General features: G+C 38.6%; 21 protein-coding genes, 1 tRNA gene and 2 pseudogenes. 13 read left to right on the top strand and 11 right to left on the bottom strand.

The window, feature by feature from the left end; genetic code table 11:
• Nucleotides 1-81 precede the first annotated feature (81 nt).
• Complete coding sequence (locus LV704_RS14205; protein WP_163422944.1) at nucleotides 82-2,268, bottom strand: glutamine synthetase III; 2,187 nt, start codon at nucleotides 2,266-2,268, stop codon at nucleotides 82-84.
• Between the two features lie 211 nt (nucleotides 2,269-2,479).
• Here LV704_RS14205 and LV704_RS14200 point away from each other — a divergent pair, with 211 nt between their 5' ends.
• Nucleotides 2,480-3,490, top strand: a complete 1,011-nt coding sequence (locus LV704_RS14200; RefSeq protein ID WP_163422943.1) for a glutamine synthetase beta-grasp domain-containing protein — start codon at nucleotides 2,480-2,482, stop codon at nucleotides 3,488-3,490.
• A 54-nt stretch (nucleotides 3,491-3,544) separates the two neighbouring features.
• Here the strand turns inward: LV704_RS14200 and LV704_RS14195 are convergent, their stop codons facing one another.
• Nucleotides 3,545-4,483, bottom strand: a complete 939-nt coding sequence (locus LV704_RS14195) for a calcium/sodium antiporter (RefSeq protein ID WP_163422942.1) — start codon at nucleotides 4,481-4,483, stop codon at nucleotides 3,545-3,547.
• Nucleotides 4,484-5,010: 527 nt separating this feature from the next.
• On the opposite strand from LV704_RS14195, the gene LV704_RS14190 reads away from it, so the two are divergent.
• Nucleotides 5,011-6,345, top strand: coding sequence for an SPFH domain-containing protein (locus tag LV704_RS14190; RefSeq protein WP_163422941.1), 1,335 nt, complete (start codon nucleotides 5,011-5,013; stop codon nucleotides 6,343-6,345).
• A gap of 55 nt (nucleotides 6,346-6,400) precedes the next feature.
• Here the strand turns inward: LV704_RS14190 and LV704_RS14185 are convergent, their stop codons facing one another.
• Nucleotides 6,401-7,702: a hypothetical protein gene (locus tag LV704_RS14185; protein WP_163422940.1), complete on the bottom strand. Its 1,302-nt coding sequence runs from the start codon at nucleotides 7,700-7,702 to the stop codon at nucleotides 6,401-6,403.
• 308 nt (nucleotides 7,703-8,010) lie between these two features.
• Here LV704_RS14185 and LV704_RS14180 point away from each other — a divergent pair, with 308 nt between their 5' ends.
• Entirely contained in the window at nucleotides 8,011-9,792 is a 1,782-nt protein-coding gene (locus tag LV704_RS14180; RefSeq protein ID WP_163422939.1) for a DUF885 family protein, read from the top strand.
• A gap of 94 nt (nucleotides 9,793-9,886) precedes the next feature.
• On the top strand, nucleotides 9,887-10,030 hold the full coding sequence (locus LV704_RS14175; RefSeq protein WP_163422938.1) for an SsrA-binding protein: 144 nt from the start codon (nucleotides 9,887-9,889) through the stop codon (nucleotides 10,028-10,030).
• Here the strand turns inward: LV704_RS14175 and LV704_RS14170 are convergent.
• Entirely contained in the window at nucleotides 10,027-10,539 is a 513-nt protein-coding gene (locus LV704_RS14170) for an adenine phosphoribosyltransferase (protein WP_163422937.1), read from the bottom strand. The two genes, LV704_RS14175 and LV704_RS14170, sit on opposite strands and share 4 nt — an antisense overlap.
• 63 nt (nucleotides 10,540-10,602) lie before the next feature.
• Between LV704_RS14170 and LV704_RS14165 the strand changes: the two genes are divergently transcribed.
• Together LV704_RS14165 and LV704_RS14160 are read left to right on the top strand one after the other, a co-directional pair.
• Nucleotides 10,603-10,676: transfer RNA gene (locus LV704_RS14165), tRNA-Arg, on the top strand.
• A 226-nt stretch (nucleotides 10,677-10,902) separates the two neighbouring features.
• A complete protein-coding gene (locus LV704_RS14160; RefSeq protein WP_163422936.1) occupies nucleotides 10,903-12,111 on the top strand; it encodes a site-specific integrase in 1,209 nt (402 codons plus the stop codon).
• Nucleotides 12,112-12,235: 124 nt separating this feature from the next.
• Here the strand turns inward: LV704_RS14160 and LV704_RS14155 are convergent, their stop codons facing one another.
• The 4 genes from LV704_RS14155 to mbpA are packed head-to-tail and all read right to left on the bottom strand — an operon-like array spanning nucleotide 12,236 to nucleotide 13,794.
• Nucleotides 12,236-12,619: a DUF6730 family protein gene (locus LV704_RS14155; protein ID WP_163422935.1), complete on the bottom strand. Its 384-nt coding sequence runs from the start codon at nucleotides 12,617-12,619 to the stop codon at nucleotides 12,236-12,238.
• A gap of 12 nt (nucleotides 12,620-12,631) precedes the next feature.
• On the bottom strand, nucleotides 12,632-12,976 hold the full coding sequence (locus LV704_RS20075) for a hypothetical protein (protein WP_317164648.1): 345 nt from the start codon (nucleotides 12,974-12,976) through the stop codon (nucleotides 12,632-12,634).
• A gap of 48 nt (nucleotides 12,977-13,024) precedes the next feature.
• Entirely contained in the window at nucleotides 13,025-13,480 is a 456-nt protein-coding gene (locus LV704_RS20070; RefSeq protein WP_317164652.1) for a relaxase/mobilization nuclease domain-containing protein, read from the bottom strand.
• A gap of 14 nt (nucleotides 13,481-13,494) precedes the next feature.
• Nucleotides 13,495-13,794 (bottom strand): mobilization protein MbpA, encoded by a 300-nt coding sequence (gene mbpA / locus LV704_RS14145; protein ID WP_163422934.1) that lies wholly within the window; start codon nucleotides 13,792-13,794, stop codon nucleotides 13,495-13,497.
• Between the two features lie 345 nt (nucleotides 13,795-14,139).
• Here mbpA and LV704_RS14140 point away from each other — a divergent pair, with 345 nt between their 5' ends.
• From LV704_RS14140 to LV704_RS14130, 3 genes and pseudogenes are all read left to right on the top strand, one after another.
• A complete protein-coding gene (locus LV704_RS14140) occupies nucleotides 14,140-14,919 on the top strand; it encodes a site-specific integrase (protein WP_317164651.1) in 780 nt (259 codons plus the stop codon).
• The gene (locus LV704_RS14135; protein WP_163422932.1) at nucleotides 14,916-15,293 is read left to right on the top strand and encodes a site-specific integrase; all 378 of its coding nucleotides are present in this window, start codon (nucleotides 14,916-14,918) and stop codon (nucleotides 15,291-15,293) included. The genes LV704_RS14140 and LV704_RS14135 overlap by 4 nt, the downstream gene beginning before the upstream one ends.
• 124 nt (nucleotides 15,294-15,417) lie before the next feature.
• Nucleotides 15,418-16,613 (top strand): annotated as a pseudogene (locus tag LV704_RS14130) (IS256 family transposase).
• A gap of 322 nt (nucleotides 16,614-16,935) precedes the next feature.
• Here LV704_RS14130 and LV704_RS14125 read toward each other — a convergent pair.
• Nucleotides 16,936-18,144 (bottom strand): cytosine permease, encoded by a 1,209-nt coding sequence (locus LV704_RS14125; protein ID WP_163422931.1) that lies wholly within the window; start codon nucleotides 18,142-18,144, stop codon nucleotides 16,936-16,938.
• A gap of 2 nt (nucleotides 18,145-18,146) precedes the next feature.
• Complete coding sequence (locus tag LV704_RS14120) at nucleotides 18,147-18,695, bottom strand: zinc-binding dehydrogenase (RefSeq protein ID WP_255695682.1); 549 nt, start codon at nucleotides 18,693-18,695, stop codon at nucleotides 18,147-18,149.
• Between the two features lie 41 nt (nucleotides 18,696-18,736).
• On the opposite strand from LV704_RS14120, the gene LV704_RS14115 reads away from it, so the two are divergent.
• From LV704_RS14115 to LV704_RS19985, 3 genes and pseudogenes are all read left to right on the top strand, one after another.
• Entirely contained in the window at nucleotides 18,737-19,960 is a 1,224-nt protein-coding gene (locus LV704_RS14115) for a hypothetical protein (RefSeq protein WP_163422929.1), read from the top strand.
• 89 nt (nucleotides 19,961-20,049) lie between these two features.
• Nucleotides 20,050-21,262: pseudogene (locus LV704_RS14110) on the top strand (transposase); the annotation flags it as partial.
• Between the two features lie 26 nt (nucleotides 21,263-21,288).
• Nucleotides 21,289-21,423, top strand: a complete 135-nt coding sequence (locus LV704_RS19985) for a hypothetical protein (protein ID WP_255695686.1) — start codon at nucleotides 21,289-21,291, stop codon at nucleotides 21,421-21,423.
• Between the two features lie 402 nt (nucleotides 21,424-21,825).
• On the opposite strand, the gene LV704_RS14105 is transcribed toward LV704_RS19985, so the two are convergent.
• On the bottom strand, nucleotides 21,826-24,333 hold the full coding sequence (locus LV704_RS14105; RefSeq protein WP_163422926.1) for a hypothetical protein: 2,508 nt from the start codon (nucleotides 24,331-24,333) through the stop codon (nucleotides 21,826-21,828).
• Between the two features lie 358 nt (nucleotides 24,334-24,691).
• Between LV704_RS14105 and LV704_RS14100 the strand changes: the two genes are divergently transcribed.
• Nucleotides 24,692-24,835, top strand: coding sequence for a hypothetical protein (locus LV704_RS14100; RefSeq protein ID WP_163422925.1), 144 nt, complete (start codon nucleotides 24,692-24,694; stop codon nucleotides 24,833-24,835).
• Nucleotides 24,836-25,239: the final 404 nt, after the last annotated feature.

Below are 25,239 nucleotides of genomic sequence, written 5' to 3'. Positions count from 1 at the left end.
AAAAATAGCAGAAACCATTAATAAATTATTAGGTTAGTCTATTCTTTTAAATAGATTGAAAGAATTTTTGTCTTTTCAAAATCACTTGGCAAATAACAATTCTCTATACTTGGTCAATGGCCACAAATCGTCTGAAATTAATTTTTCCAATTTATCGGATTGCTCACGAATCGCATCAAAATGAGGCTTTACATTATTACAGTACGCTTGGGCTTTTTTATTGATTGTTGAAAGTGCATTTGCACGTTTGCGCGTAGCGGTCATTTCATCTGTTTGCTTTTTTATCTCCACTATATACTCTCCAATATGCTCTAAAATATTCAACTGACTTTCCGCTACTTTGTTATAGGCAGCTCCATACACATCTTTTAAGCCTTTTACATTTTCCAAAAGCAAATTTTGATAGCGTAAAGCAGCAGGAATAATATGATTGTAAACCATTTCACCCAATACTCTTCCTTCAATCTGAATACGAAAAATATAAGCTTCCAGCTCTACTTCTTGATGTGCTTTCAACTCCACCTCACTCATAACATCCATATCCCTGAAAAGAGCGATACTTTCTTTGGAAGTGAGTATTTGCAATGCTTCAGGTGTATTTTTATTATTGCTCAGTTTTCGTCTTCTAGCCTCTTCTTGCCATTCCCTTCCGTAGCCATCTCCATCAAACCGAATTCTTTTTGAAGTTTTAATATATTCCCGTAGTACATTGAAGACCGCCTCATCTTTCTTAAGGTTTTTCTTGTCTATCAATGTATCCACTTCTTTTTTAAAATCATTAAGCTGCTTGGCCACAATGGTATTTAAAACGGTCATTGGCTTTGCACAATTGGTCTTTGCACCCACTCCCCTCATTTCAAACTTATTCCCTGTAAAGGCAAAAGGAGAGGTTCTGTTACGGTCTGTATTGTCCAATAAAATCTCAGGGATTTTACCAACCACATTAAGCTTTAACTCTGTTTTTTCCTGTGGAGATAATTTCCCTTTGGAAACACCTTCCAATTCATCCAAAACATCACTTAGCTGTGCTCCAATAAAAATTGAAATAATGGATGGTGGTGCCTCATTTGCCCCTAACCTATGATCGTTACTTGCAGATGCGATGGAGGAACGCAACAACTCTTCATATGTATCAACGGCTTTTATGGTATTTATAAAAAAGGTCAAGAACTGAAGGTTTTTCATTGGAGTGGAACCAGGACTCAATAGGTTGACACCTGTATCCGTTGCTAAAGACCAATTGTTATGCTTACCCGAACCATTAACCCCTGCAAAAGGTTTTTCATGAAATAGAACCGTGAAATTATGCCTGTCCGCAATTTCTTCCATAACATCCATCAACAACAAGTTATGGTCTACAGAAAGGTTGGCTTCTTCAAAAACGGGAGCCAACTCAAACTGGTTGGGGGCAACTTCATTGTGCCTTGTTTTTACGGGTATTCCCAATTTTGTGCACTGCTTTTCCAAATCACTCATAAAACTCAAGACCCTAGCCGGAATAACTCCAAAGTAGTGATCATCCAATTGCTGCCCTTTTGCTGCAGGATTGCCTACCAAAGTTCGCCCGGTCATCACTATGTCCAATCTAGATTGTGCCAGTGCCTTATCAATTAAAAAGTATTCCTGTTCCCAGCCCAACGTTGCGTATACCTTGCGTACATTTTTATCAAAATATTGTGCCACTCCAGTTGCTGCTTCGTCAATTGCGTGCAAAGCCCTAAGTAGTGGTGCTTTATTGTCCAGTGCCTCGCCTGTATAGGATACAAATATTGTAGGTATACAAAGTGTTGTTTTGTAGATAAATGCTGGAGATGTAGGGTCCCAAGCCGTATAACCCCTAGCCTCAAAGGTGTTCCGTATTCCACCACTTGGAAAACTGGAAGCATCCGGTTCTTGTTGCACCAATTGGGCTCCTCCAAATTTTTCCATTGCCTTACCATCTGGCAGTATATCAAAAAAAGCATCGTGTTTTTCTGCTGTAGAACCTGTCAAAGGTTGAAACCAGTGCGTATAATGCGTTGCTCCCATTGATAAGGCCCATGCTTTCATTCCTTCCGCAACTTGATCTGCTATTTTCCTATCTATCTTGCTTCCTTGAAAAATGGCCGATTTTACTTTGTCATATGCTTCTTTTGTTAAAAACTGAAGCATTCTATCTTCATTGAATACATTCTTTCCAAACAATTCCGAACGCCTACCCGTTTCTTCAATATTCGCATGGGTTCTTTTACGGCTTTCTGTCAAAGCATCAAATCTAGTATTGGACATGGTGTTGTACATTTAGATTACAAAACTACAATTAAGAATTTAATAATATATGCTCTAAAAATTACTTTTTTTTCATTTAACCCTACACAAATTAGGGGTAAATTAAATTATAATCACTTGTTTGTTATTTTAACCCTTTAAAATAGATATTATTGAATGAAAAACATATTTTTGTCAATCGTAAATTTGAGAACTAATAACTACCATAATTATGAGCAAATCAAAATTAGAATACATTTGGTTAGATGGTCACAAGCCAACTCAAAACATGAGAAGCAAAACCAAAGTTGAAAATGACTTTAGTGGAAAATTAGAAGACTGCCCAATTTGGTCTTTTGATGGCTCATCTACTGAACAAGCATCAGGAGGTTCTTCTGATTGTTTATTAAAACCTGTAGCTATCTTCCCTGACCCAGTAAGAAAAAATGGGTTTTTGGTAATGTCAGAAGTTTTAAGTGCTGATGGAACACCGCATCCTTCAAATGCCAGAGCTACTATTGATGATGATGATGATGATTTCTGGTTTGGGTTTGAACAAGAGTACTTCTTAATGGACACAAAAACCGATTTACCATTAGGTTTTCCACGTGGTGGATTCCCTGGGCCGCAAGGTAAATACTACTGCTCCGTGGGAGGTAGATACACTTGGGGTAGAGATCTTGTTGAAGAGCATGCAGATCTTTGTATAGAAGCTGGATTAAACTTTGAAGGTATCAATCAGGAAGTTGCACCTGGCCAATGGGAGTTTCAATTATTTGCCAAAGGAGCCAAAAAAGCGGGTGATGAGATTTGGGTTGCTCGATACTTATTAGATAGATTAACTGAAAAACACGGTTATTATATTGAGTACCACCCCAAACCTGTGAAAGGGGATTGGAATGGGTCCGGAATGCACGCAAACTTCTCGAATACAACTTTAAGAACTTGTGGTTCTCAAGAGATATATGAAAAAATATGTGAAGCATTTAGACCTGTTACCTCTGAACATATTGATGTTTATGGAGAATTTAATGATGAACGTTTAACTGGATTGCATGAAACCGCACACGTATCCGATTTCTCATATGGTGTTTCAGATAGAGGCGCGTCAATTAGAATCCCTATCATTACTGTAGAAAAAGGTTGGAAAGGTTGGTTAGAAGACAGAAGACCCGCTTCTAACGGTGATCCATATAAAATTGCAGGTAGAATCATTAAGACTGTAAAGTCTGCCGATGTATAATTTATAAATTAATTGTTGATTATAGTTTAAAAGCCGTCCCTATTGGGGCGGTTTTTATTTTATGGTCAGATAAACAAAAACGATATAGAAAATTATCAACACCAAGCCATCTCTCCATCCCAATCGCAATCCTTTTGGGAAGAACACCAAGGGCAGTATTAGAAAGGAAATACCCAACATCCAGAAAACATCGTTAGAAAGCAAACCTTGATCAACAACTGTTATAGGGGTGATTATTGATGTGATTCCAAGAACTGCAAGAAGGTTAAAAATGTTAGATCCAATTAAATTCCCAAGAGAAATAGCCTTTTCCTTTTTCAAAATTGCAATGATAGATGCTGCCAATTCCGGAATACTCGTACCTACGGAAACAATGGTGATTCCAATTATCCTATCGCTTACCCCAAAAGTAGAGGCCATTCCAACAGCACCATCAATCAATAACTCTGAACCTCCCCAAAGTGCTGTTCCTCCTATCCCCAAAAACATTACAATTTTATACAACGGTAAGGGAACATCATCTTCTGGCATTTCATCTACAACAGCGGTTTTCTGAAACCTGAGCAGGTAAACAAGGAACAAAAACAAAAAAACCACCATGATAATACCCTCGTACTGTTGTAGCACTCCATCAAAATAAATAAAGCCTACAAAAAGCAATGACGCCACAATCATTACAGGCCAATCTGTGGTATAAAAGCTCTTACGAACATCAATACTCCCCAATAAAACGGTAATAGCCAACACCAAGCCTAAATTTGCAATATTAGACCCTACTACGTTCCCCAATGCCAAATCAGGAAATCCATCCAGTGCAGCCTTTATACTTACAATAAGTTCAGGTGCAGACGTAGCAAAAGAAACTACGGTCATTCCTATGACTATTTTTGGAATTGCCAATCTTAGTGATAGGGCGACCGCAGCTTTTAACAACCAATTTCCTCCCAAGATCAGGAGTACAAGACCCAGAATAATAAAAAGTAGATTTCCCAACAATAAGAATTTGGTGTAAATATAGATGAAGATTTATTCGCACATACACTTGAAGTGAAAAAAAAATTATGCCTTAAAAAAACTCAAATTCTTCAAAAAAAACTTCTTAAAAAAATACTGCCGCTTCTTCATACATAACAATGAAATGATCAAAATCGATGCTTTTTTAAATGAAATGCCCCTTGGTTTTTAAAAACTTGATTAAAACACCCCTACAATTATTACATTTTATAACAAATATATTCATTTAATATTTCAATTTATTACTTTTTACAAGGAAGTCACATAAATTCTAAATGCTATTTCATTTTTATACCTACAATCTTGTATTCAATTGTATTGATTTCCTTTCAAAAATTTGGAAACATGATTATTCTCATTTTATATTAAATAACGTAACCGGTTAACAGTAGTTTTTTCAACCCTTAAAATCAACAAACACAATGATTACAATAGCTAAGTTTTTGGTGATGTTGCTCATACAACTCATCGCTTTCATTTTTGTCTAACCTTTAAAACCAATCACTATGATTACTTTATTTGGAATACTGATTATACTATTAGGAATTGTTACCTTGGTTACAAAGCCACTTTTTAAAACCGCCAAATTATTGCAATGGTTCTCTACAAAACGAAGCCTTCAAATAATAGGTGTTGGCGTTATATTAAGTATTGTTACTGGAACCTTCTTTTATGCAGAACCCGGCACTGCTTACGCAGTACAATATCCTTGGGGCGGCCAGAAAGCAGTTTTTAGACAGGGAATACACACCAAAATGTGGGGTAGATTAATTCCTATTCAGTTTGAATTACCGATTAAATATGTAATCCCCAGCCAAGAACATGGTTTAGGCGAGCAAAGCGAGTATGCCAATGTGGATGAAGCCAAATATTGGGCTTTTAGCGATGCAGTAAAAGCTAGAATCGCAACCTCTGTAGTCATAAGTATAAATACAGAGAATGAGTCTCAATTTTTATCTGTTGCAGACCGTAACAAAACTGAGAAGAATATGATACGATCTAGAATTATCCCCAATATTGACCAGTCTATAAAAAATACCTGCAAACTTATGGACGCCCAAGATTATATCTCCGGCCAGGCTTCAGACTTTGACCGTTATTTTAAAGATCAATTGGAGAATGGAATGTATGTATTGGAAGAATATGCGGACAATCAAACCCGTGAGATTATTGGAGATAGCAGCACTGTTAGAACCATAGTAAATAAAGAGACCAAAAATAAAAGGTTTCGCATTCAAATTAAAAACGGTGAACCCGTTCGAGAAAAAGGCAATTCACTTAAAGCGTATGGGCTAACTGTTATACAAGCTGTAGTAACTGAAATTGACTGGGAAGCGACTTTTGATAATAGATTGCAATTACAGAAGGAAGAAGTGGCTCAGACCCAGTTAGAAAAGCAGCAAGCCGAAAGAGAGTTCTACCGAGCGCAAAAAGAAAAAGCACGTGGTGAAGCAGATAAAGCTACAGAAAGAGCTCGTTTAGAAAAAGAACAGATACAGAAGACCATTGCAGCAGAAACTGAGGCCAAAGTTGCAGAATTCAACCTTGTTAAGGAAAAAAAGCAGTTTGAGGTAGAGAAGTTCAAGGCACTGAGTAAAAAAGTAGCCGCAGATGCAGAATCATATCAGAATGCAAAATTGGTAACTGCCGGACTAACCCCACAAGAGCGTGCCGAGTGGGACTATAAAACTTCCGTAGGTGTAGCTCGTGAGTTAAAAGAACTACGATTACCTGAGATATTCATTGAGGGTAACAGTAGTAAAAATTCGGATAACACCCTTTTAGAATCCTTAATTGGTGCTGACCTTGCAAAACAAATGATGAATAAATCTGAAAAGTAACTCAAAAAAACAACCCGGTTTTAGACCGGGTTGTTTATACTTAAAAAGCGGTTTTTTAATCTTCTGCGCCAATTTTTTGTAAAAAGGCAATGTCTTCCTCCACTGTTAATAAAAGGAGGCTTGTAGCGGTACAAAAAACCGGACTGGTAATACAATGATGTCCATTCCAACTACCATCTTCATTTTGAATTTTTAAAATACGTCCACTCATGTCATCATACCATTTTTTCCAATCATCATCATTACCCACCAATAAAGACTCACCTGTTTGTAGGTAACTCAAAAATTCTTCTCCTCCATTATTACCAAAACCGTCCAATACTTCATCTTTTTGTGCTGTTTTCTTAGCAGATTCATAGACTTTATATGCCGCCCCATATTTCTGAGCCTCACCACTCACATATCCTATTTCTTCCAAAGTTTCCGCATTTACTTCGGCATCGGCCGCTATCTTGCCCTCTGCCTTGGCTTTGTTAACATCAGCCTTGGCTTTCCGTGCTTCTTTAGCACTTGCCCTTACACTTCCGCTTACGGAGTAAAGCATAATTCCTGCTCCATCATCCGTTTTAACCGAACCGTCTTCTTCATTATAATTATCTTTTTGATATTTTCTTGATCTTTCCAAAACTTCCTTATCGATTGAAGCTCCTACTGTTTGGGCAGACTCTAAAGCGCTATTGGCCATTCCACTCTGCAAAACACCAGCCCAACCAGCACCTTTTTGCTTTCCATTCTCATCCGTGCCATTCTGAATATGAGCAATACAGATATCCAAGCAACGTGCGATCCTTTTCTTATCCATACCAGATAGATTTCTATCAAGAATATTAGAAAGGAACTGTGCAGCTAGAACGGCATCAATGTTTTCACCAAGTTTTGTTTGTATCTGAGTATTTCTGATTTGGGCGATGTAAGGACTGTCATCATCCACACCCTCTATGGTTTTTAGCATATATTCTAATGCATTTTTAAGGTTTTCAGCATGAATACCTGTTTTTAAAGTCGTACTGCTCCTTAATAAGGCCATGCCAACCATTGCAGTGGTAGCCGGATCGGCATTTACTGCATGTGGATCTCTAATATGCTGTGCCGAATGACTACCGGCTCCATAACCTCCATTGGGTAATTGAGCGGTAGACAACCATTGAAGTCCATCTCGTACTGCCAATTGCAGATTCTGATCAGACTTGTAACGGTTAAAACCTTCAGACGATTGTTCGCCCATCACAGTCATAAATACGCAACCCTTCTCCGGCTGTAAAGTTCTTTTTGGCTTAGAAGCTGTTAGTGCAATGTAAAACACAATCCCCACCAACGCCAAGACGGGTCCTAACAGAAATTTCAATTTTGTCTTCATCTTTAAGAAATTTAATTTTTGCTGAAACTAGACAACCCAATCTGCTCAAAAAATCAGCATTGAGTCTGATTCGTCTTTGGGTGAGTGTACTTGGAATTCTATTGAGGGAAGTCTTCTCAATGGATTTTATTGGCCGCACTATTTGAAAACCACTCCAACCTGTGAAGAATAAACTAAAAATTGATGCGGAATTTCAATTCTGAATCCTGTCTTAGTTGGACGCTTTTTTAGAAAACTTTAGCAATCCGATGCGTTCACATTTTGTTTGATATGCCTATTTTACATTTTTCTAACAAATCAAACTCAAAATGTTGAAAAGAATAACAATTCTAATCATTACAATTACTGTCTTGCATTCCTGCAAACAGCAACCCAAAAAAGAGGACTCCCCTAACCTAAGCGCAGATTTTGCTACTCTATTGGACAACTATTATGAAGGTGGATTAAAATTAAACCCTTTAAATGCCACCATGGCTGGTGATCATCGTTATGATGATGTGTTTGCAAATCCGCTCTCGGATGAGTTTGCCACCAAAGCAAAAGCTCATTATGAAAACTATAAAAACAGATTAGCTTCTTTTCCAGATGAAAGCCTTACCAAAAGTGAACGCATGAGTAAGGCCATTTTAGCATGGGAATGTGATATAAACCTAGGTGAATTTAATTTCAACGCCAATCTTACCCCAATTGACCAAATGTGGTCTCCCAATCTATTCATGGGGCAATTGGCAAGTGGTTCCAGCGCACAACCTTTTAACACCGTTGAAGACTATCAAAAATGGTTGAAAAGAGTAGATGGATATTTGAAATGGATGGCTAGCGCCGAAGAAAGAATGAGAGAAGGAATGACCAAAGGTCATGTACTTCCAAAAACATTGATTAAAAAGGTGCTGCCCCAATTACAATCTCTTACCGCTAAGGATTTGGACAATCACCTTTTTTATCAGCCCATAAAAAATTTACCTGATAGTTTTACTGAAGATGAAAAATCCACTTTGACCGAAGCTTATCAAAATATGGTGAACAACAAAGTGATTCCTGCCTATCAAAAATTACATGATTTTATGAGTGATGAATATTCACAAGTAGGTCGTGAATCCAGTGGAATTCAAGGAGAACCCAATGGAGATGCTTATTATGCACATCAAATAAAAAAATATACCACTACCAACATGACCGCTTCAGAAATTCATGATTTAGGACTGAGTGAAGTAGCCAGAATAAGGTCTCAAATGGAAGAAATTAAAGGGCAGGTAGGTTTTGAAGGAGATTTAAAAGCTTTCTTTGACTTTGTTCGTAGCAACAAAGAACTAATGCCTTATACCGATCCACAACAGGTAATTGATAATTTCAATGCTATCCATGACCGCATGAAACCTCAAATAGAAAAGCTTTTTGATGTAAAACCAAAAACTCCTTTTGAAGTTCGTCGTACGGAAGCATTTAGGGAAAAATCAGCAAGTGCAGAATATAATCCAGGTTCGTTGGACGGCACTCGCCCAGGTATTTTTTACACCCCTATTCCAGAAGTAACAAAATACAATGTGTACTCCGATGAATCTTTATTTCTTCACGAAGCCATTCCAGGCCATCATTATCAAATATCACTGACACAAGAAAGTGAAGTATTGCCCAAATTTAGAAAAACACTTTGGTATAGCGGGTACGGAGAAGGATGGGCACTTTATTGTGAATCTTTGGGAACCGAGTTAGGTCTTTATACCGATCCATATCAACTTTTTGGTATGCTAGGTGCTGAAATGCACAGAGCTGTTCGCCTTGTGGTAGATACCGGCCTTCATTCCAAGGGTTGGACTAGAGAGGAAGCTATTCAATACTCACTGGACAATGAGGCAGAATCCGAAGCTAGTATTATTTCTGAAATTGAACGATACATGGCCAATCCGGGACAGGCATTATCATATAAAATAGGACAGCTAAAAATCATGGAATTGCGTAAAAAGGCCAAAACTGCTTTAGGAGATAATTTTGATGTTCGTCAATTTCACAACCAAGTTTTAGAAACAGGATGTGTACCACTGGCATTGCTCGAGGATAAAATAAATAATTGGATCAAAGAAAACAGTTAGTGGGTAAAAGGGGTCGTTTTTAACGGTCCCTTTTTAATCTTAACAAGAATAAACAATAACTTGATTATCTTTGCCTCTACCAACACCTTAACCCATGCTCTACAAATTATTGGCAAAAATCAACAAAGTTATCCTACCATCGTATTCCAAAAGAAGATTAGATTTGTCACAAGCATCCAAATTACAGTTGGCAATTATTGGTTGGCGCTATTTTGTTACTACAAAAGCTTTGGACTAGTAATCTATCAGCGCTTTTATATCATACCCATTTAGCTTATCTGCACCATTTAAAAAAGTGAGGTGAATTAAAAAATTACATTGTATGACTTCTCCTCCCAATCTCTCTACTAATTTACAAACGGCACTCGCTGTTCCACCAGTAGCCAACACATCGTCATGCACCAGTACCTTTTCTCCTTTTTGTATGGCATCTGTATGAATTTCGAGCGTGTCGGTACCATATTCCAACTCGTAGGATTCTGAAATGGTTTTATATGGAAGTTTTCCTTTTTTACGCACTGGCACAAACCCCGCATCAAGTTTTGATGCTATAAGAGGCGCAAAAATAAAACCTCTGCTATCCACCCCCACTACTTTATCAATCTCTTTGCCCCCAATCATATCACAAAGTGTTTCACAGGCTTGAAGAAGTACTTTTGAATCTTTTAAAAGAGGGGTAATATCTTTAAAGCCAACTCCTTGTTTAGGGAAGTCTTCTATATCACGAATGTAGGGTTCAAAATCCATTATTTTTAGTTATGAGGTTTTGTCGTAAATTTAAAAAGAAATATATTTGCACCCCATTAAAAAGGCCTCGTGGCGCAACTGAATAGCGCATCTGATTACGGCTCAGAAGGTTACAGGTTTGAATCCTGTCGAGGTCACTTATACTTATCAAGTAAATTCAAAAAGTCTGTAAATCAATGGTTTACGGACTTTTTCATTTTAACAAATATCGTTTGATATCATATAAAACCACCCTATTCGGTGAGTAATTCGGTGCGTACTTTTAGTATTCGCAAAAATGTGGTCGCTGGTATGTTAAAAAATTGAGGTTCAGTTTTTTAAGCAAAAAGTTGGTTGAAATTAAATAACTAAAAGCTTAAGAAAATGAACGATTCCTTCTCCATTTTGTTCTACATCAGGAAAAATCATCCCGATAAAACGGGCAAATGTACCATTTATCTCAGGATTACAGTAAATGGAAAACGTGCTGAAACGAGTGTCCATCGCAAGGTCAAGATTGAAGATTGGAACACGGGTTCAGGACGTGCCAAAAACTCCAAAGCATCCAATCGTGAACTGAACAGGTTCTTAGAGGATGTCCGTGCAAGACTTTTCCAGATACAGGGTAAGTTCCTTACAGATGGAAAGCATTATACTGCCCAAATGATAAAAGGCGTCTTCCAAGGTAAAAGCACCCGATATAAAACACTCCTAATCATCTATGGTAAACATAACAACGAGATTTCCGAATTGGTGGGTAGGGAGTTCTCCTCTGGTGCCTACCAAAGACATCTTAGAACGGCCAGACATTTGAAAACGTTCATTATTAAAGAATACGGATATGATGACATTAATGTCAAAGAAGTGGATTTGAACTTCATCAAGCGTTTTGAACACTTTCTAAAAACTAACCTAAAATCCTGTGGACAGAACACTGTCACCAAATATGTGACCAACCTAAAAAAGATAATGCGCATCTGTTATGCCAATGATTGGATAAGCAAGGATCCTTTCTACCATTGGAAGGCAAAATGGAAGAAAGTGGAAAGGGATATTCTAAATGAACGGGAACTTAAAATTTTGATGGAAACCGAAATCCTCAATCTACGATTGGAACAGGTCAGGGATGTATTTGTCTTTTGTTGCTTTACAGGGCTATCTTATATCGATGTGGAAAAACTGTCCAATAACCACATCGTACTCAATATGAACGGAGAAAAGTGGATAAAGATCAATCGTTCAAAAACGGATACCAAAAGTAGTATTCCCTTGTTACCGGTAGCCGAAAGAATCATCAAAAAATACAATGCTGATTTCAATAACACCTCGGATAAGTTATTACCGGTAATCAGCAACCAAAAACTGAACCTTTATCTAAAGGAATTGGCTATCATCTGTAATATCGATAAGAAGCTGACATTCCATTTGTCAAGACATACTTTTGCCACTACGGTTACCCTAGCGAATGGAGTGCCCATAGAGTCGGTAAGCAAAATGTTGGGGCATTCTTCTTTAAAGACCACCCAAATTTATGCCAAGGTCATTGATAGAAAGTTACGTGATGACATGAGGCTTGTAATGGGCAAATATTGAAAAGAGGGTTTGGTTTAAGTAATAAAATCCCAAATCTTACCCCTAAACTTTGCGCATGGATCCTGTGGAATTTTTGTAGTATTCGGAAAGATAAACGTAAAGCAAAAATTCCATAGGGCGCACCCTACTTTCGGTTTTGAAGTTGCACTCTTTCTTTCTCAGCAATTGTGACTTCTTTTTTATTTAACTGGACTACTTGGAAGCTCAAATATCCAATAACGATTATCAGCATCATAAGTACAGATAAGAAGAATGCCAACAACCATTTGGGGATAAGCCTAGCCTGTTTAAGTTTTTTATTGATTTCGGTCAGTCTCTGTTGGTTCCTTGATTGAATTCTTTCTTGATTTCTTAAGTGTGCTTTTAACTGATACTCCATATTGGAAGTGTCCGCTTTCACTTTTACTTCATTTAGGTTTTTGGAAAGGTCTTCCAGCTTTTCAATTGACTTATGGAACCCGTTGATTTCCTCCGTCAACAGTTCCATGATTTCATCTATTTTTTTCATAGTGTGTTCTGTTTAAATTCCCATTCCTAGGTCAATTGCCTTTTTGATGGTTTTCTTTATCAATCGCTTCGCCATAGTTGTTGCGATATTGGTACTCAGTTCTATTGCCTTTCCAGCAAGTTTTACCGTAGGTGTTTTTTGTTTGAGCATTGCTTTATTAGTATTGATTGAGATCTGAGAGATTATTTTTCCTCCCGACATGGAACGGTGTACCTCACTTCCCTTTAAGTTCTGTCCTTTGTATTCAAATCGAAAACCCTGGAGCTTTCGTTGCTTGTTGATGCTTGGGATAACTATGATACTCTTTTCCTTCATCAGCTTTATATAGGTATCCAAGCTTTTTGGTCTTTCTGTCACTATGACCTTTTCATGTAACTTTTTTATTTCCCTTCTAATCTGTTTGATTTAGTCAAGTCTTTGGTATTGGATGTCCCTAGCATTGGTCAGTCCCATTTCCCTTGCGACTTCATAGGCTTTCTGTTGGCTTTTCTTTCCAATGAAGCTGTCCTTATATGCCTTCCCATCAAATCCTATCCTGTTTACATATAAATGGATATGGGTATGTTCTTTGTCCCGATGTACAAAAGCAATGGCCTGTCTTTCTTTTAGGTTCATTGCCTTGATAAACTTTTTGGTGAGTTCCTTTAATTGTTGTCTGGAAAGTTTCTTTCCATCTTCGACGCTTGGGCTCAGTACAAAGCTCAAAGTGTTTTTTTGTGTTCGTTGGTTCTGAGATTGGATGATTTTAAATTCTTCTGTTATCTCTTTTGGGTTCTCCCCTGCCAAATATTGGCTATGGATAATCTCTGCATCCTTCTCTTGGTTCCATCCATAGGAGATGGAAGCCTTGGTATGTGATATGGATTTGCCCTTTCCTATGATTTGTCAAAATTGTAAAGATGGTTCCTGATTTCATTGGCCAATTGTTCTACTTCTTTGGAAAGCCTTGGATTCCTTTTCTTGAACATATTGCTTATACGTTTAAAGTTGTTCTTGTATTTGACCAACATGGAATAACATTCCAACTGTTCTGGTGTCAAGCGTTCGACGATGTTATTTCCAAAAGCAGAACTACGGCAATATTCGGATAGGGAGAGCCCTGCCTTTTTGGCCTTGAGCTTGAGCATCTTCTTTTCATAGATGCTACATCGGAACTGGATGAACTCCCTTTTCATTTTTCCTTTTTTTCTTTTGCGACCGCGGGGAGAAAAAGCAAGATTGTCATGACAATGACACATCTTGAATTGCCCCCAACTTCAAAGTAGCCGAAAGGTCAAACAGGGATAAAAAGTGCCCCGTTTTTAACTAAGGAAAAGGAATCCTTATTTAGTAAATCAGCGATTTCACTTTTTCGTAGTCTCAAAATATTCGATGTTGGAAGACTACGGGTTTCTAAGTCCAAAGTTTCGAAAAGTAACTTCTCAATCTTATCATTGGGAATTGGTCTGGTATATGTTAGATTTCCAAATGCCATAAGACCAATGCCGTACTTAGGAAAAAAAGCATAATTACTTCCAAGAATAACCATCAATGGTAAAAAACTCAACATTGGCCTAAAAAGAAGGGTTGATGTTCGCTTTTGGAACTCTCAAAAACAACGAATCAATGGAAAAAGTGAAAAAGTTCGAAAAATAAACCAATATCTAGATGAAGTGTACGCAAAATTGTTTCAATGCTATCAAGAACTTAGGTCAGAGAATAAACCTATTACGCCTCAAACCATAAAGTCGAGGTATACAGGTGATGATAAAATTGGACATTACACATTACGAGACATTATTGAGTGCCACAATACAAGTATGTTCGAAAAGCTCCACGGAAATACTTCCAGACTTTACCTGACCAGTCAAAAATATATTCTGCTATTTGTCAAGAAAAAGTACAAGGTAGATGATTTTGAACTTGCAAGTCTTGACTATACATTCATACTAAATTTTGAAAGCTTTCTAAGGACTTACAGTCCACAGCATTATAAAAAACGAATTGGCAATAACGCCGTGATGAAGCATATTCAGAGGCTACGAAGAATGGTGTCTTTAGCCTATCAATTGGAATGGATTGACCGCGACCCATTTGTGAAATTCAAACAAAAATTAACCCCAACTTACAGAGGTTTTCTGACACCTGAAGAATTGAAACAAATAGAAGAACTGCAAATTGAATCGACAAGATTAAAATTAGCAAAGGATTTGTTCGTATTCAGTTGTTATACAGGAATAAGCTATATTGATGTGATGCTATTAACAAATGAAAGTTTGGTGCTGGGGTTGGATAAAACATACTTGATAATGACAAAATGACAAAACGACAAAAGACAAGAAACCCAGTCAAAATTCCATTGCTTTCCAAAGCATCAGAGGTGATTGAAAGTTACAGGCATGATAAAAGGTCTTTGATTAACGATACCCTTTTCCCAAAAATTTCGAATCAAAAAATTAATGCCTATTTAAAGGAAGTTGCTGTGCTTGCTAAGATAAGAAAGAATCTTACCTTTCATATGGCTAGACATACCTTTGCCACCACGGTTACTCTTGCCAACGGAGTTCCGATTGAGACCATTTCAAAAATGCTAGGTCATCGTAAACTGACCACTACACAGATATACGCCAAAGTAGTGGAAAAAAAGGTAGGTGATGACATGAAAGTGCTGAGGAAAAAATTGGAAAAATTATGAAAAATGGTTTTCAACAAAACTTAAATTCCCACAAAGCAGTACTATCTCATAAAGTGTGTAACTAGAAAATAACGGGGGTCATGACCCCCGTTATTTTTTGTCTAATTTTAAATTGCACACATTTATGAAGAGTGAAGAAATTTTCAACGACGAGTTTTTTAAACAGTTCAAGACCGGGGACGAGCTCAACGGTTTTTTGAAGGAACTCCAAAAACGAGGTATCGAGAAGATGTTGGAAGGGGAGCTTGATGGCCATTTGGACTACCAAAAGCATGAGCGTTCCCAAAACACCAATTCTCGAAACGGCCATTCAAAGAAAAAGGTGCGCACCTCTTTTGGTGAGAGCGAGATAGCTGTTCCCAGGGACAGGGATGCCAGTTTCAATCCCATGGTCGTGCCCAAGCGGGGCAACATGGTCGATGGCATTGAGAACATCATCGTATCGCTTTATGCCAAGGGTATGTCGGTAAGTGATATAGAGGAACAGATGCATGAGGCCTATGGTTTTGAGGTCTCCACATCAACCATATCGCGCATTACCGACAAGGTTGCCGCTGATATTGTTGCGTGGCAGAACCGCCCATTGGAGCCTGTCTACCTGATTGTCTGGATGGACGGTATCGTGTTCAAGGTCAGGGAATCATCAAAGGTGATCAACAAAACCGTATATGTGGACATAGGGCTTCGTAGGGACGGCAAGAAGGAGGTTTTGGGACTTTGGCTGGGCAAGAACGAGTCATCGGCCTTCTGGATGTCGGTACTGACCGATATGAAGGCACGTGGCACCCAGGACATTTTAATCACCGCTACGACAACCTGAACGGTTTCACCGAGACCATCAAGAGCGTGTTCCCCGAATCCAAGACCCAGATATGCGTGGTGCACCAGATACGAAATGCATCCCGTTATGTGGTATGGAAGGACAAAAGGGCCTTCACTGCCGATATGAAGGGTATTTACAATGCGCCCAACGAGAAGGCCGCAAAGGCAGCTTTGGAAGATTTTACCAAGAAATGGGAGTCCAAGTATTCCTATGCAATCAAAAGCTGGAGGGACAATTGGGACGAGCTTACCGTCTTCTTTGAGTTCCCATTGGAGATCAGAAAGATCATCTACACCACTAACCTTATCGAGAACCTCAATGGGAAGATAAGAAAGTACACCAAGAACAAGCTGTCCTTCCCAACCGATGAGGCCGCGATGAAATCTGTATATTTGGCAACAAGGGAGGCCACCAAGAAATGGTCGATGCCCATCAGGAACTGGGGCATCATATTAAACCAGTTCCTAACGATCTATGAAAATAGGGTCAGACTCTAAATAAGTCCAACCCCTGTTATTTTTAATTTACACACTTAGTGGGATAGTGTCCACAAAGCTTTACTTTTTACCTAGTAGCCCCCGGCAATTAGGCCAAGGATATTGATTCTTTTGTCAAAACCGTAATTGAGTCTTCAATAGCCCTATTCTGCAAAAGCTTTGATTTAATAACTTCCACTAAGCTTTCCATCGCTTCGTTTTCATTAGTCTACATGGTTTTGATAACCAATTCTTCTTGTGCAGTTTGTGCAATGCACGCACCAAAGGCATTAGCTACTTCCATTGTATTGGATTTATCAAAAACCATAGTCTGCCCGGTTTTCTATTTAGTTGGAATTAGTTTGGAAATCACAAAATAGATGACCCCTGCACTTGCAATGCCAATAATATATTTGATTGGGGCTTCCATAAATATCATGATAGCGGCAGCACAACACCAAGACACAATACCAATCCAGTTAAAATTACTGGTATTCTCTTGGTTTTTTCCTTTGGATAAAAAATAATCGGCGACCAAAATCCCAGCAATTGGAACTACTGTCGTGGTCAACAAGTTTATAAAATCCATAAAGTTTTCCAATAGTCCGATTGCCGCCAAAACAATACCTGCGATACCCACAATGATGGTGGTTTTGGGTCGAGAAGCTTCCGTTAAATTGAGAAGGCCATTAAATGCCAATCCTGAAGAGTACATGTTAATTACATTGGAAGTCCATGTCGCTAAGATCAAAATGACCATAGCAAAAAAGGGAAATCCTAAAGAAGCAAATATTTCAACAATATCATAGGTGCCTTGCGTAATTGCAAAGAGCGCTCCAACCGCCAACAAGACCGATGCCGAGGGCAATATACCAAAGAGGGAGCCAAATATCGCGTCTTTTTTTGAAGCCGCAAAGCGGTTATAATCTGGGCAAATGACCACAGCAACAGAAATAAAACCAATGGAAAGCCCTATGGCCTGCAACAAAAACATGGTGTTTTCTGGTCGATAATCTAGTACTTCTTGAAAACTATGATTTTGAAATACAATGAATAGGCCATAAGCAATTAACACTATGATGGTGGGCACTGCGATGTAATTAAGCCATTTTAGAATTTTAAATCCGAATACGGCTGTAAAGAGCATAATCAAGCCCCATAAAGAGGAGGATATCCACGCGGGGAGGTCAATTTCAGCGGTATCCAGCAGAATTTTAGAAAAAGAAGCACCAGCAATATTACTCTGAACACCAAACCAGCCCAATGTCGATAGTCCTATGATAAGTCCTACCACAATTCCAGCTCCTTTTGTACCAAAACTATTAGCCGCCAAAGCAACGGAAGATTTCTGCTGTTCTACGGCATAAATACTTATCAATGACATTAAGAGTACCACAATACTGAAACCGACAAATCCGGCAAGTACCGCATTGCTAAAAGTTAAAGAAGATATCAACACACTACCTATCAAAAGGGCAGGCACACTGACGATGCCTCCGAACCATACACTGGCTAGGCTAAACCATTTGGTATTGTTTTGATTGTTTTCCATAACTAGTTATTTACTTTGACAACTATTTTTCCTTTTTGTTTATTTGAAAGCATGTATTTATAAGCTTCAACCGTATCATTAAAATCAAAGACCTTATCTACCAAAGGAGTTAACCCCGTTTTTTTAATCTGATTTAGTACGTAGCTAACACCTTCATCCAGCTGCGATTTATCCATAACATGGTTAAACATGGAGTATGCGTATAGAGTGGTATTGTTACGCACCAAATCCAAGAGGGGAAATGATGGAAATTCTCCACCCAACAGCCCATATATCGCAGCTGAACCTCCAAACAAAAGGGCACCAATATATTGTTGGTTAAAAGCAGTAGTACCAATAGGATCAAAAACAAATTTGATTCCCTTTTCTCCTGAAATTTCCTGTAATCGGCCCAATGTGTTTTCCTGTTCGGTAACAATGACCTCATCGGGTCCCAAACGCTTTAGAAACTCTTTTTTTTCTCCAGTTCTGGTTGAAGCAATCACTCGGCAACCCATGTCTTTTGCTAGTTTAAGAGCTCCTTGTCCAGCTGTGCTAGAAGCTGCAGCAATAAAGACAAAATCACCTTTTTCAACCTTCCCTAGTTTGGAAAATGAAATATAAAACCGATGACAGCGCTATTTTACTTACAAAGTTTGCCTTCTCAAGACTTTTAGATGCCGTTATACATCACTTTAAAACCTCACATACCATAAGGGGTTACAAAGATTCTCAACTTTATGGCTTCGGAAATTATGACAGCGAACGCCCCAACCTAAAAAATGACTTAGAATTGGTGCTTAGAGGGTACGTCAATGGAAAATACCTATATAACAAACAACGCGAGGTTGCTTCCGGCAAACCCATTGTAAAAATAAGCAGGGAGTACCGCAACCTATTTTTTAACTATTTGGGATATAAAGGGCCACTTGAATTTATTGAGAACGAGATTACAGACCGAGAAGAAAAGGAAAAGCAATTGCAGCTCTTGCACACCAATGCTTCAAACGAAACCCATTATTATGTCATGTATTATTATGGGGAGGACCGTAAAATGACCAAAGGCCAATTAATCATTTATAATAATTGGAAGACATTTGACATAAAATTTGTGTACTTCAACAGTAGACAGGAGTATACGCTTTTCGAATTATTTGGTACTATTAAGCAAGAAAACAACTTTGTACATTTTGACTGCAAACACTTCATGAGTGGTAATAAGATAGAAGGAGCCAAAATGATTTTCTATGTAGGGCTTTCTTCCTTTAATGAACGTCCTATTTTAATTGGCACTTATTCTTCTTTTGACAAATATGACCATAGTATTTCCGGTAAAATGCTATTTGTAAGGGCAGAATCTAAGTTGAGCATGGAACAGGAATCAAAATCAATGGAGTTTGACCCTATCATATGTCAAGAGCTAGTAAAAAAAAGATTGATCGTAACGAGTAGACTGCCTAAACAGCTTTCCAAAATTTCTCCTCAAAGCCCTTATGCGAGTATTTTTGGCAAGGTGCCTAATGCGTATCGAGCCATTTTTTCGGTAGGTAATGAAGAAATTACTTTTGATTTCCATATTCAAAAGCATCATTACTCCATTACCAGTGATACGGAAGATATCGAGATTGAAAATGATCGTGTTTCTATTGAAAGTAAAGGACAAATTCTAGAATTACACTTTAGTGTTATCGGCATTTTCTTATTACAAAAGGTGTCTTTATACTTAAAGGTCTATAATTTACTTTCAGAAGAAAAAAGAACCACTGGACAATTCTCTGGAATTGACATCAATAATAATATAGTCTCTGGTAAACTTGAAGTGTCTTTAAGAGGGTAACGCTCTAAAGCGACGTTATGCGTCAAAAATAAGCACTTAATCGATTATTAATTAAGGTCAGCTAATTTTCTTATTATTAAATACAAATTATTGATATTCGCATAGTGATAGGGGCATTGATTGTTAAATTCAAGCTGGGTTTGGACGATTGGGGCACTTTAGCTATAATCAGCAAGAATCTCCATCTCTAATATTTTTTGGTCTGCAAAGTTTCAGGTGGTAACACCTTTTCACCCCATGGTATTTGTGGATATACATAAGCGTATGGGAGACAAGCAGTTTGATACGTGGAATGAATTGATCATTGAAAAGGCCGACAAGACAGTGGAAAGTCCACTCCCAACAATGGCACCTTAAAGGTTGATGCCACTGTTGCCAATCTGCTCAATAGAGTAAGAGAAGAAACTGAGCGTATTATTGACATCCTTTGCAAACGGACAGCTTTAAAAACAAAACCAAGAGATTATATCGTAGAGCGACTTGCAAGGAGTATGTTTCTTTTTCCAAGAAAAGAAAAAAGTCTGCAAGAGAGCTACGGAAATTCGTTGGCAAACAACTGCGTTATCTCAAACGGAATCTGTCCCATATTGAAAAAATGTTAGATTTGATTGCAGCTCTGAGAGAGCGTCAAGAACTGCCTGGAACAATCTCTGGTATTAAAGAGAAGTATCCTCATCAGTTTCTCACCTCTAAAAGAGATCATAAGCTATACTGGGTGATCCAGCTTATTTATCACCAGCAAAAGTATATGTATGACACCAACACCCATAGTGATGATAATCCGATTGTTAACATTTACCAAGCTTATGTACGTCCCATACCAAGAGGAAAAGACAAACAGGCCACTGAGTTAGGAGTCAAGATCAGTGCCAGTAAGGTGGATGGGATTAGCTGAGTGGAAAACATTGGTTGGGACTTCTTTAATGAATCTAAAGATCTTGTGCTTCAAGCTGAGCTGTTCAGACAGGCCTATGGACATTATCCGGAATTACTGCTGGCAGATCGTATCTACCTGAATCGAGAAAATCGAAAAGGGTTTAAAGAAAGAAACATCCGCATTGTGGGCGAACCCTTGGGAAGACCACCAAGGCAACAGATCAATGCCCACCAAAAAGAAAAACGGAAGAAGGAATAAAACCAAAGAAACCTGATAGAAGGAAAATTTGGGCAAAGCAAAAACGCTTATGGACTTAGCAATATACAAGCCAGAGAAGTGACACCTTTGAAAGTTGAATCGCCTGTATCTTCTTTGTGATGAATTTGATAAAACTGAAAAAAATAGCAGAACAATATGCTGTTTTTGTGCCTTTTTAAAAAAATCAGTGAAGATGATGAAAATAAATGCTTTGATAGCTATTGTTTGGGGTATTGAAATCACCCAGTCCCTATCGACCAATGAAATGCTCCTTACATTTTTTGGACAAAATGAAATCTTAAAGATAAGAAGAAATTCCAAAAATTGACCAAAGAAGAGAGGAATAAACTAGAGGGTAAGGTTCCACAAGAGCACTACAATAAATTGATGGAAAAGTATACAGAGGATAAAGAAGCGGTTTTGAAATTGCTCTCTAATCAAACCAAGGTTTAGGAACCCCTTCTGGCGTATTGATACGGATGCCAATATACTGGCCGTTCTCAAGAGAAAAATGCAAAGAAACGTACCCTGTCTAATGTAATGTACCGTATCAATGAATATTTGAATCAGAAATCTTACAAGTATAAAATGCGATTGAAATTTTTGTTTTACGTCGATTGGGTTAAGGTTCGAATTGAAATACCAGTAAGAGATTCAATTTCTCTCACAGAAGAAGTGAAATCTTAAACCTCGACGCAAATCATCAGGAAATTCTTTTTGATCAAAAAGTTCAATTTTTGACCCTGGGGGTTATATGCCTATTTGTTATTATGGTAGAGGGACACCCTATGCGCGAATTGTTGTTCTTCGATGCTCCAACAGCTTGACCTATGCCAGCGACTAGTGGTAAGCCATAGCTTGGGCTTGAAGGAGTTGTATCAACAGCTCCAGCCAATCCATTATTGGTATTTAAAGTATAACCGGCAAAAGAACCTGTACCTCCTTCAAAAGCATCAGGGCAATTGTCATTATCGCTGTCTGTGTCAAGATAATCCTTTATACCATCGGAATCTGTATCCAACGAACAAGAAGGGGCGCATTCTATTTCATCAAGGATACCATCGTTGTCATCATCCAAATCTAAATTATCTGTTATACCATCATTATCACTATCGGCATCCCTATAATCAAGATCCTTCGAAAGAGGAACTATTAATCCATTTGCATCATTGTCTAAATCTCCGAAACTGGCTATCAAACCGACGCTGCCCGAACCGGTTATTTCATCATTACTGTCCCAAGAACCGAAATTGTCAATTGCATCAAAATTATCGTCCAAACCGTCCGAGTCTATATCGGACCCCATCAAGGTATCGTTAGTATCTCCATTTTCAGCTATGTCTAGAGTTCCATCATTATCGCTATCAGTATCCAAATAATCTAATTCATCCAAACCATCTGTGTTTTCAGGTGACAAACCTAAAGACCCTTCACTTCCAGTATTTGGTGTAGCGTCATAGGCATTGTCCAGTCCATCACTATCACTATCTACCCTAGTAGGGGCCATATATCCCGCAGTGGTCTGTGCCTCCACATTGTCAGGAATGCCATCGTTGTCACTGTCCAGGTCCAAAGCGTCCACAAGCCCGTCGTTATCACTGTCATTGTTAAAACTTCCGCCGCCGCCAGGCCCTATTGTCAAATTGCCAAGGGTATAACTGCCACTGTTAAAAGAGGTATCGATATAATAATCGGCAGAATTGGCCACTACCGAACTGGTGTAAAATACCGTGCCGTTACGTTTATAGGTGATCGTAGTCCCTGACTTTTCCACGGAAAACGTATCATTGGAGGCATAGGTGCCGAAATAGCCCCGACCCGTACCATTCTCATAAACATAAAAATTACTGCCGGCAAGGTAGATCGCATAGTCGATATCGGAATAGACCGTTGTTGTATTGTTTCCTGAGGCGTTGAGGCCGATCATCACAGTTTTGCCCGCGGTATTGTCGATAGTAAAACTAAACTCATAATCTCCGCCAACGCCCAAAGTAGAAAGATCGGGGGAATAATAGGCTTCGGCCCAGCTTGATGTACCTGTGGACACAAGAGAGTTGCCCGTTACCACAATATTGTTTTGGGTCGAATTCGAATCACGCGTCCAATCCGTAATCTCCGGTTCAGGACCCTGTTCCACACTGTCCAGAATACCGTCATTGTCATCGTCCAAATCCACGGTGTTCACTATCCCATCAAAGTCCGAATCATTTCCCACCTCCCGGTAGTTCACTTCGTTGGCATTACCAAAGGTATTGGCCAAATCACCGAGCGGGTTGTCCATACTTCCGTTCACATCGGCATAAGTGGCATCCGTAATTGCGGAGGTGCCGGATTCCGACACATCGGTATCTCCGTCACCGTCACTATCCGTGTCCAGGTAATCCGGTACGGCATCGTTATCCGTATCGGTAGGAGTCAATCCTCCGGCATATACATCGTTCACCCCATCGTTGTTGCCATCCGTAAACGTGCCGGGGGCCATATATCCCGCAGTGGTCTGTGCCTCCACATTGTCAGGAATGCCATCGTTGTCACTGTCCAGGTCCAAAGCGTCCACAAGCCCGTCGTTATCACTGTCATTGTTAAAACTTCCGCCGCCGCCAGGCCCTATTGTCAAATTGCCAAGGGTATAACTGCCACTGTTAAAAGAGGTATCGATATAATAATCGGCAGAATTGGCCACTACCGAACTGGTGTAAAATACCGTGCCGTTACGTTTATAGGTGATCGTAGTCCCTGACTTTTCCACGGAAAACGTATCATTGGAGGCATAGGTGCCGAAATAGCCCCGACCCGTACCATTCTCATAAACATAAAAATTACTGCCGGCAAGGTAGATCGCATAGTCGATATCGGAATAGACCGTTGTTGTATTGTTTCCTGAGGCGTTGAGGCCGATCATCACAGTTTTGCCCGCGGTATTGTCGATAGTAAAACTAAACTCATAATCTCCGCCAACGCCCAAAGTAGAAAGATCGGGGGAATAATAGGCTTCGGCCCAGCTTGATGTACCTGTGGACACAAGAGAGTTGCCCGTTACCACAATATTGTTTTGGGTCGAATTCGAATCACGCGTCCAATCCGTAATCTCCGGTTCAGGACCCTGTTCCACACTGTCCAGAATACCGTCATTGTCATCGTCCAAATCCACGGTGTTCACTATCCCATCAAAGTCCGAATCCTGTGAACTAACAACAGTAATACTGAGACTAAGAAATAAAAAAAGTAATGTTCTCACAATAAAAGTTATCTATAACCACTAAATTTTGCTTGAAAAAGTTCAAAAGTAAGCACTTAATGTTACGACTATTTTTAAATACAACAAGAAGTTATTCGGCTTTTTATCTCGTTTGATATGCAAGCCATATAACCAGAATAGAAACAATATCACAAAACAACAAAAATATGATGTAAATATCTCAAATATTGTCTTAAAGATCGATAAATCATATGAGTTGACTCTACAACCTAATAAAGGCACTGCTCTCCGAAAACGGGTAAGTCTTCATTGAAAGCAAGACCTAAATGTAAACACTTTGTGCTATCATATTTGACCAAAAGATTCCAAATACTATTTAATCTTAAAATTTATGTAAATGGAGGTTATTAAAAATAAGATTTACTGCTGTTTAACATTGGTTGAATTCAAAATAACAAATGAAACAGAAAATTGGGAAAAACTTTCCCATAAAAGGCCATTTTTTGAACCAGTAAATGAAAAACTAATACCACTTCCTTAGGAGTTCCATTCCTGGTCTTTTTTAGTAGTTCTGTTAATACACGTTTTATGAGACGCATGAATGACGTCAAATCAATAATTTTTGATTCTTCACTTAGCCCTTAAAGTTTCTTCGGTGATTAAAAATTCAATATTTTGAAAATCTAGAAAATAGCATTCATAAATTATGCGTAATTTTCACTTGAAATATGTTCTTTTAATATGAGTATACAATCGAGTGAGCAATTCGGTGCTCATATTAATTACTAAAAATATAACTTTTTGAATATCAGATGAATAAATCATAAGTTATGACCCTGTCGAGGTCACTAGGAGGAAACTCCAAACGAATTAAAAACCTTGCAAAATCTATGATTTGCAAGGTTTCGTTGTTTTTGGTGCAAAAAACGGGCATAGTATACCACC

Origin of the sequence: Flagellimonas sp. CMM7, from assembly GCF_021390195.1 — a bacterium.
Lineage (GTDB): Bacteria > Bacteroidota > Bacteroidia > Flavobacteriales > Flavobacteriaceae > Flagellimonas.
The sequence above is the reverse complement of the archived record's forward strand: the minus strand, read 5'-3'. Positions and strand labels throughout refer to the sequence as shown.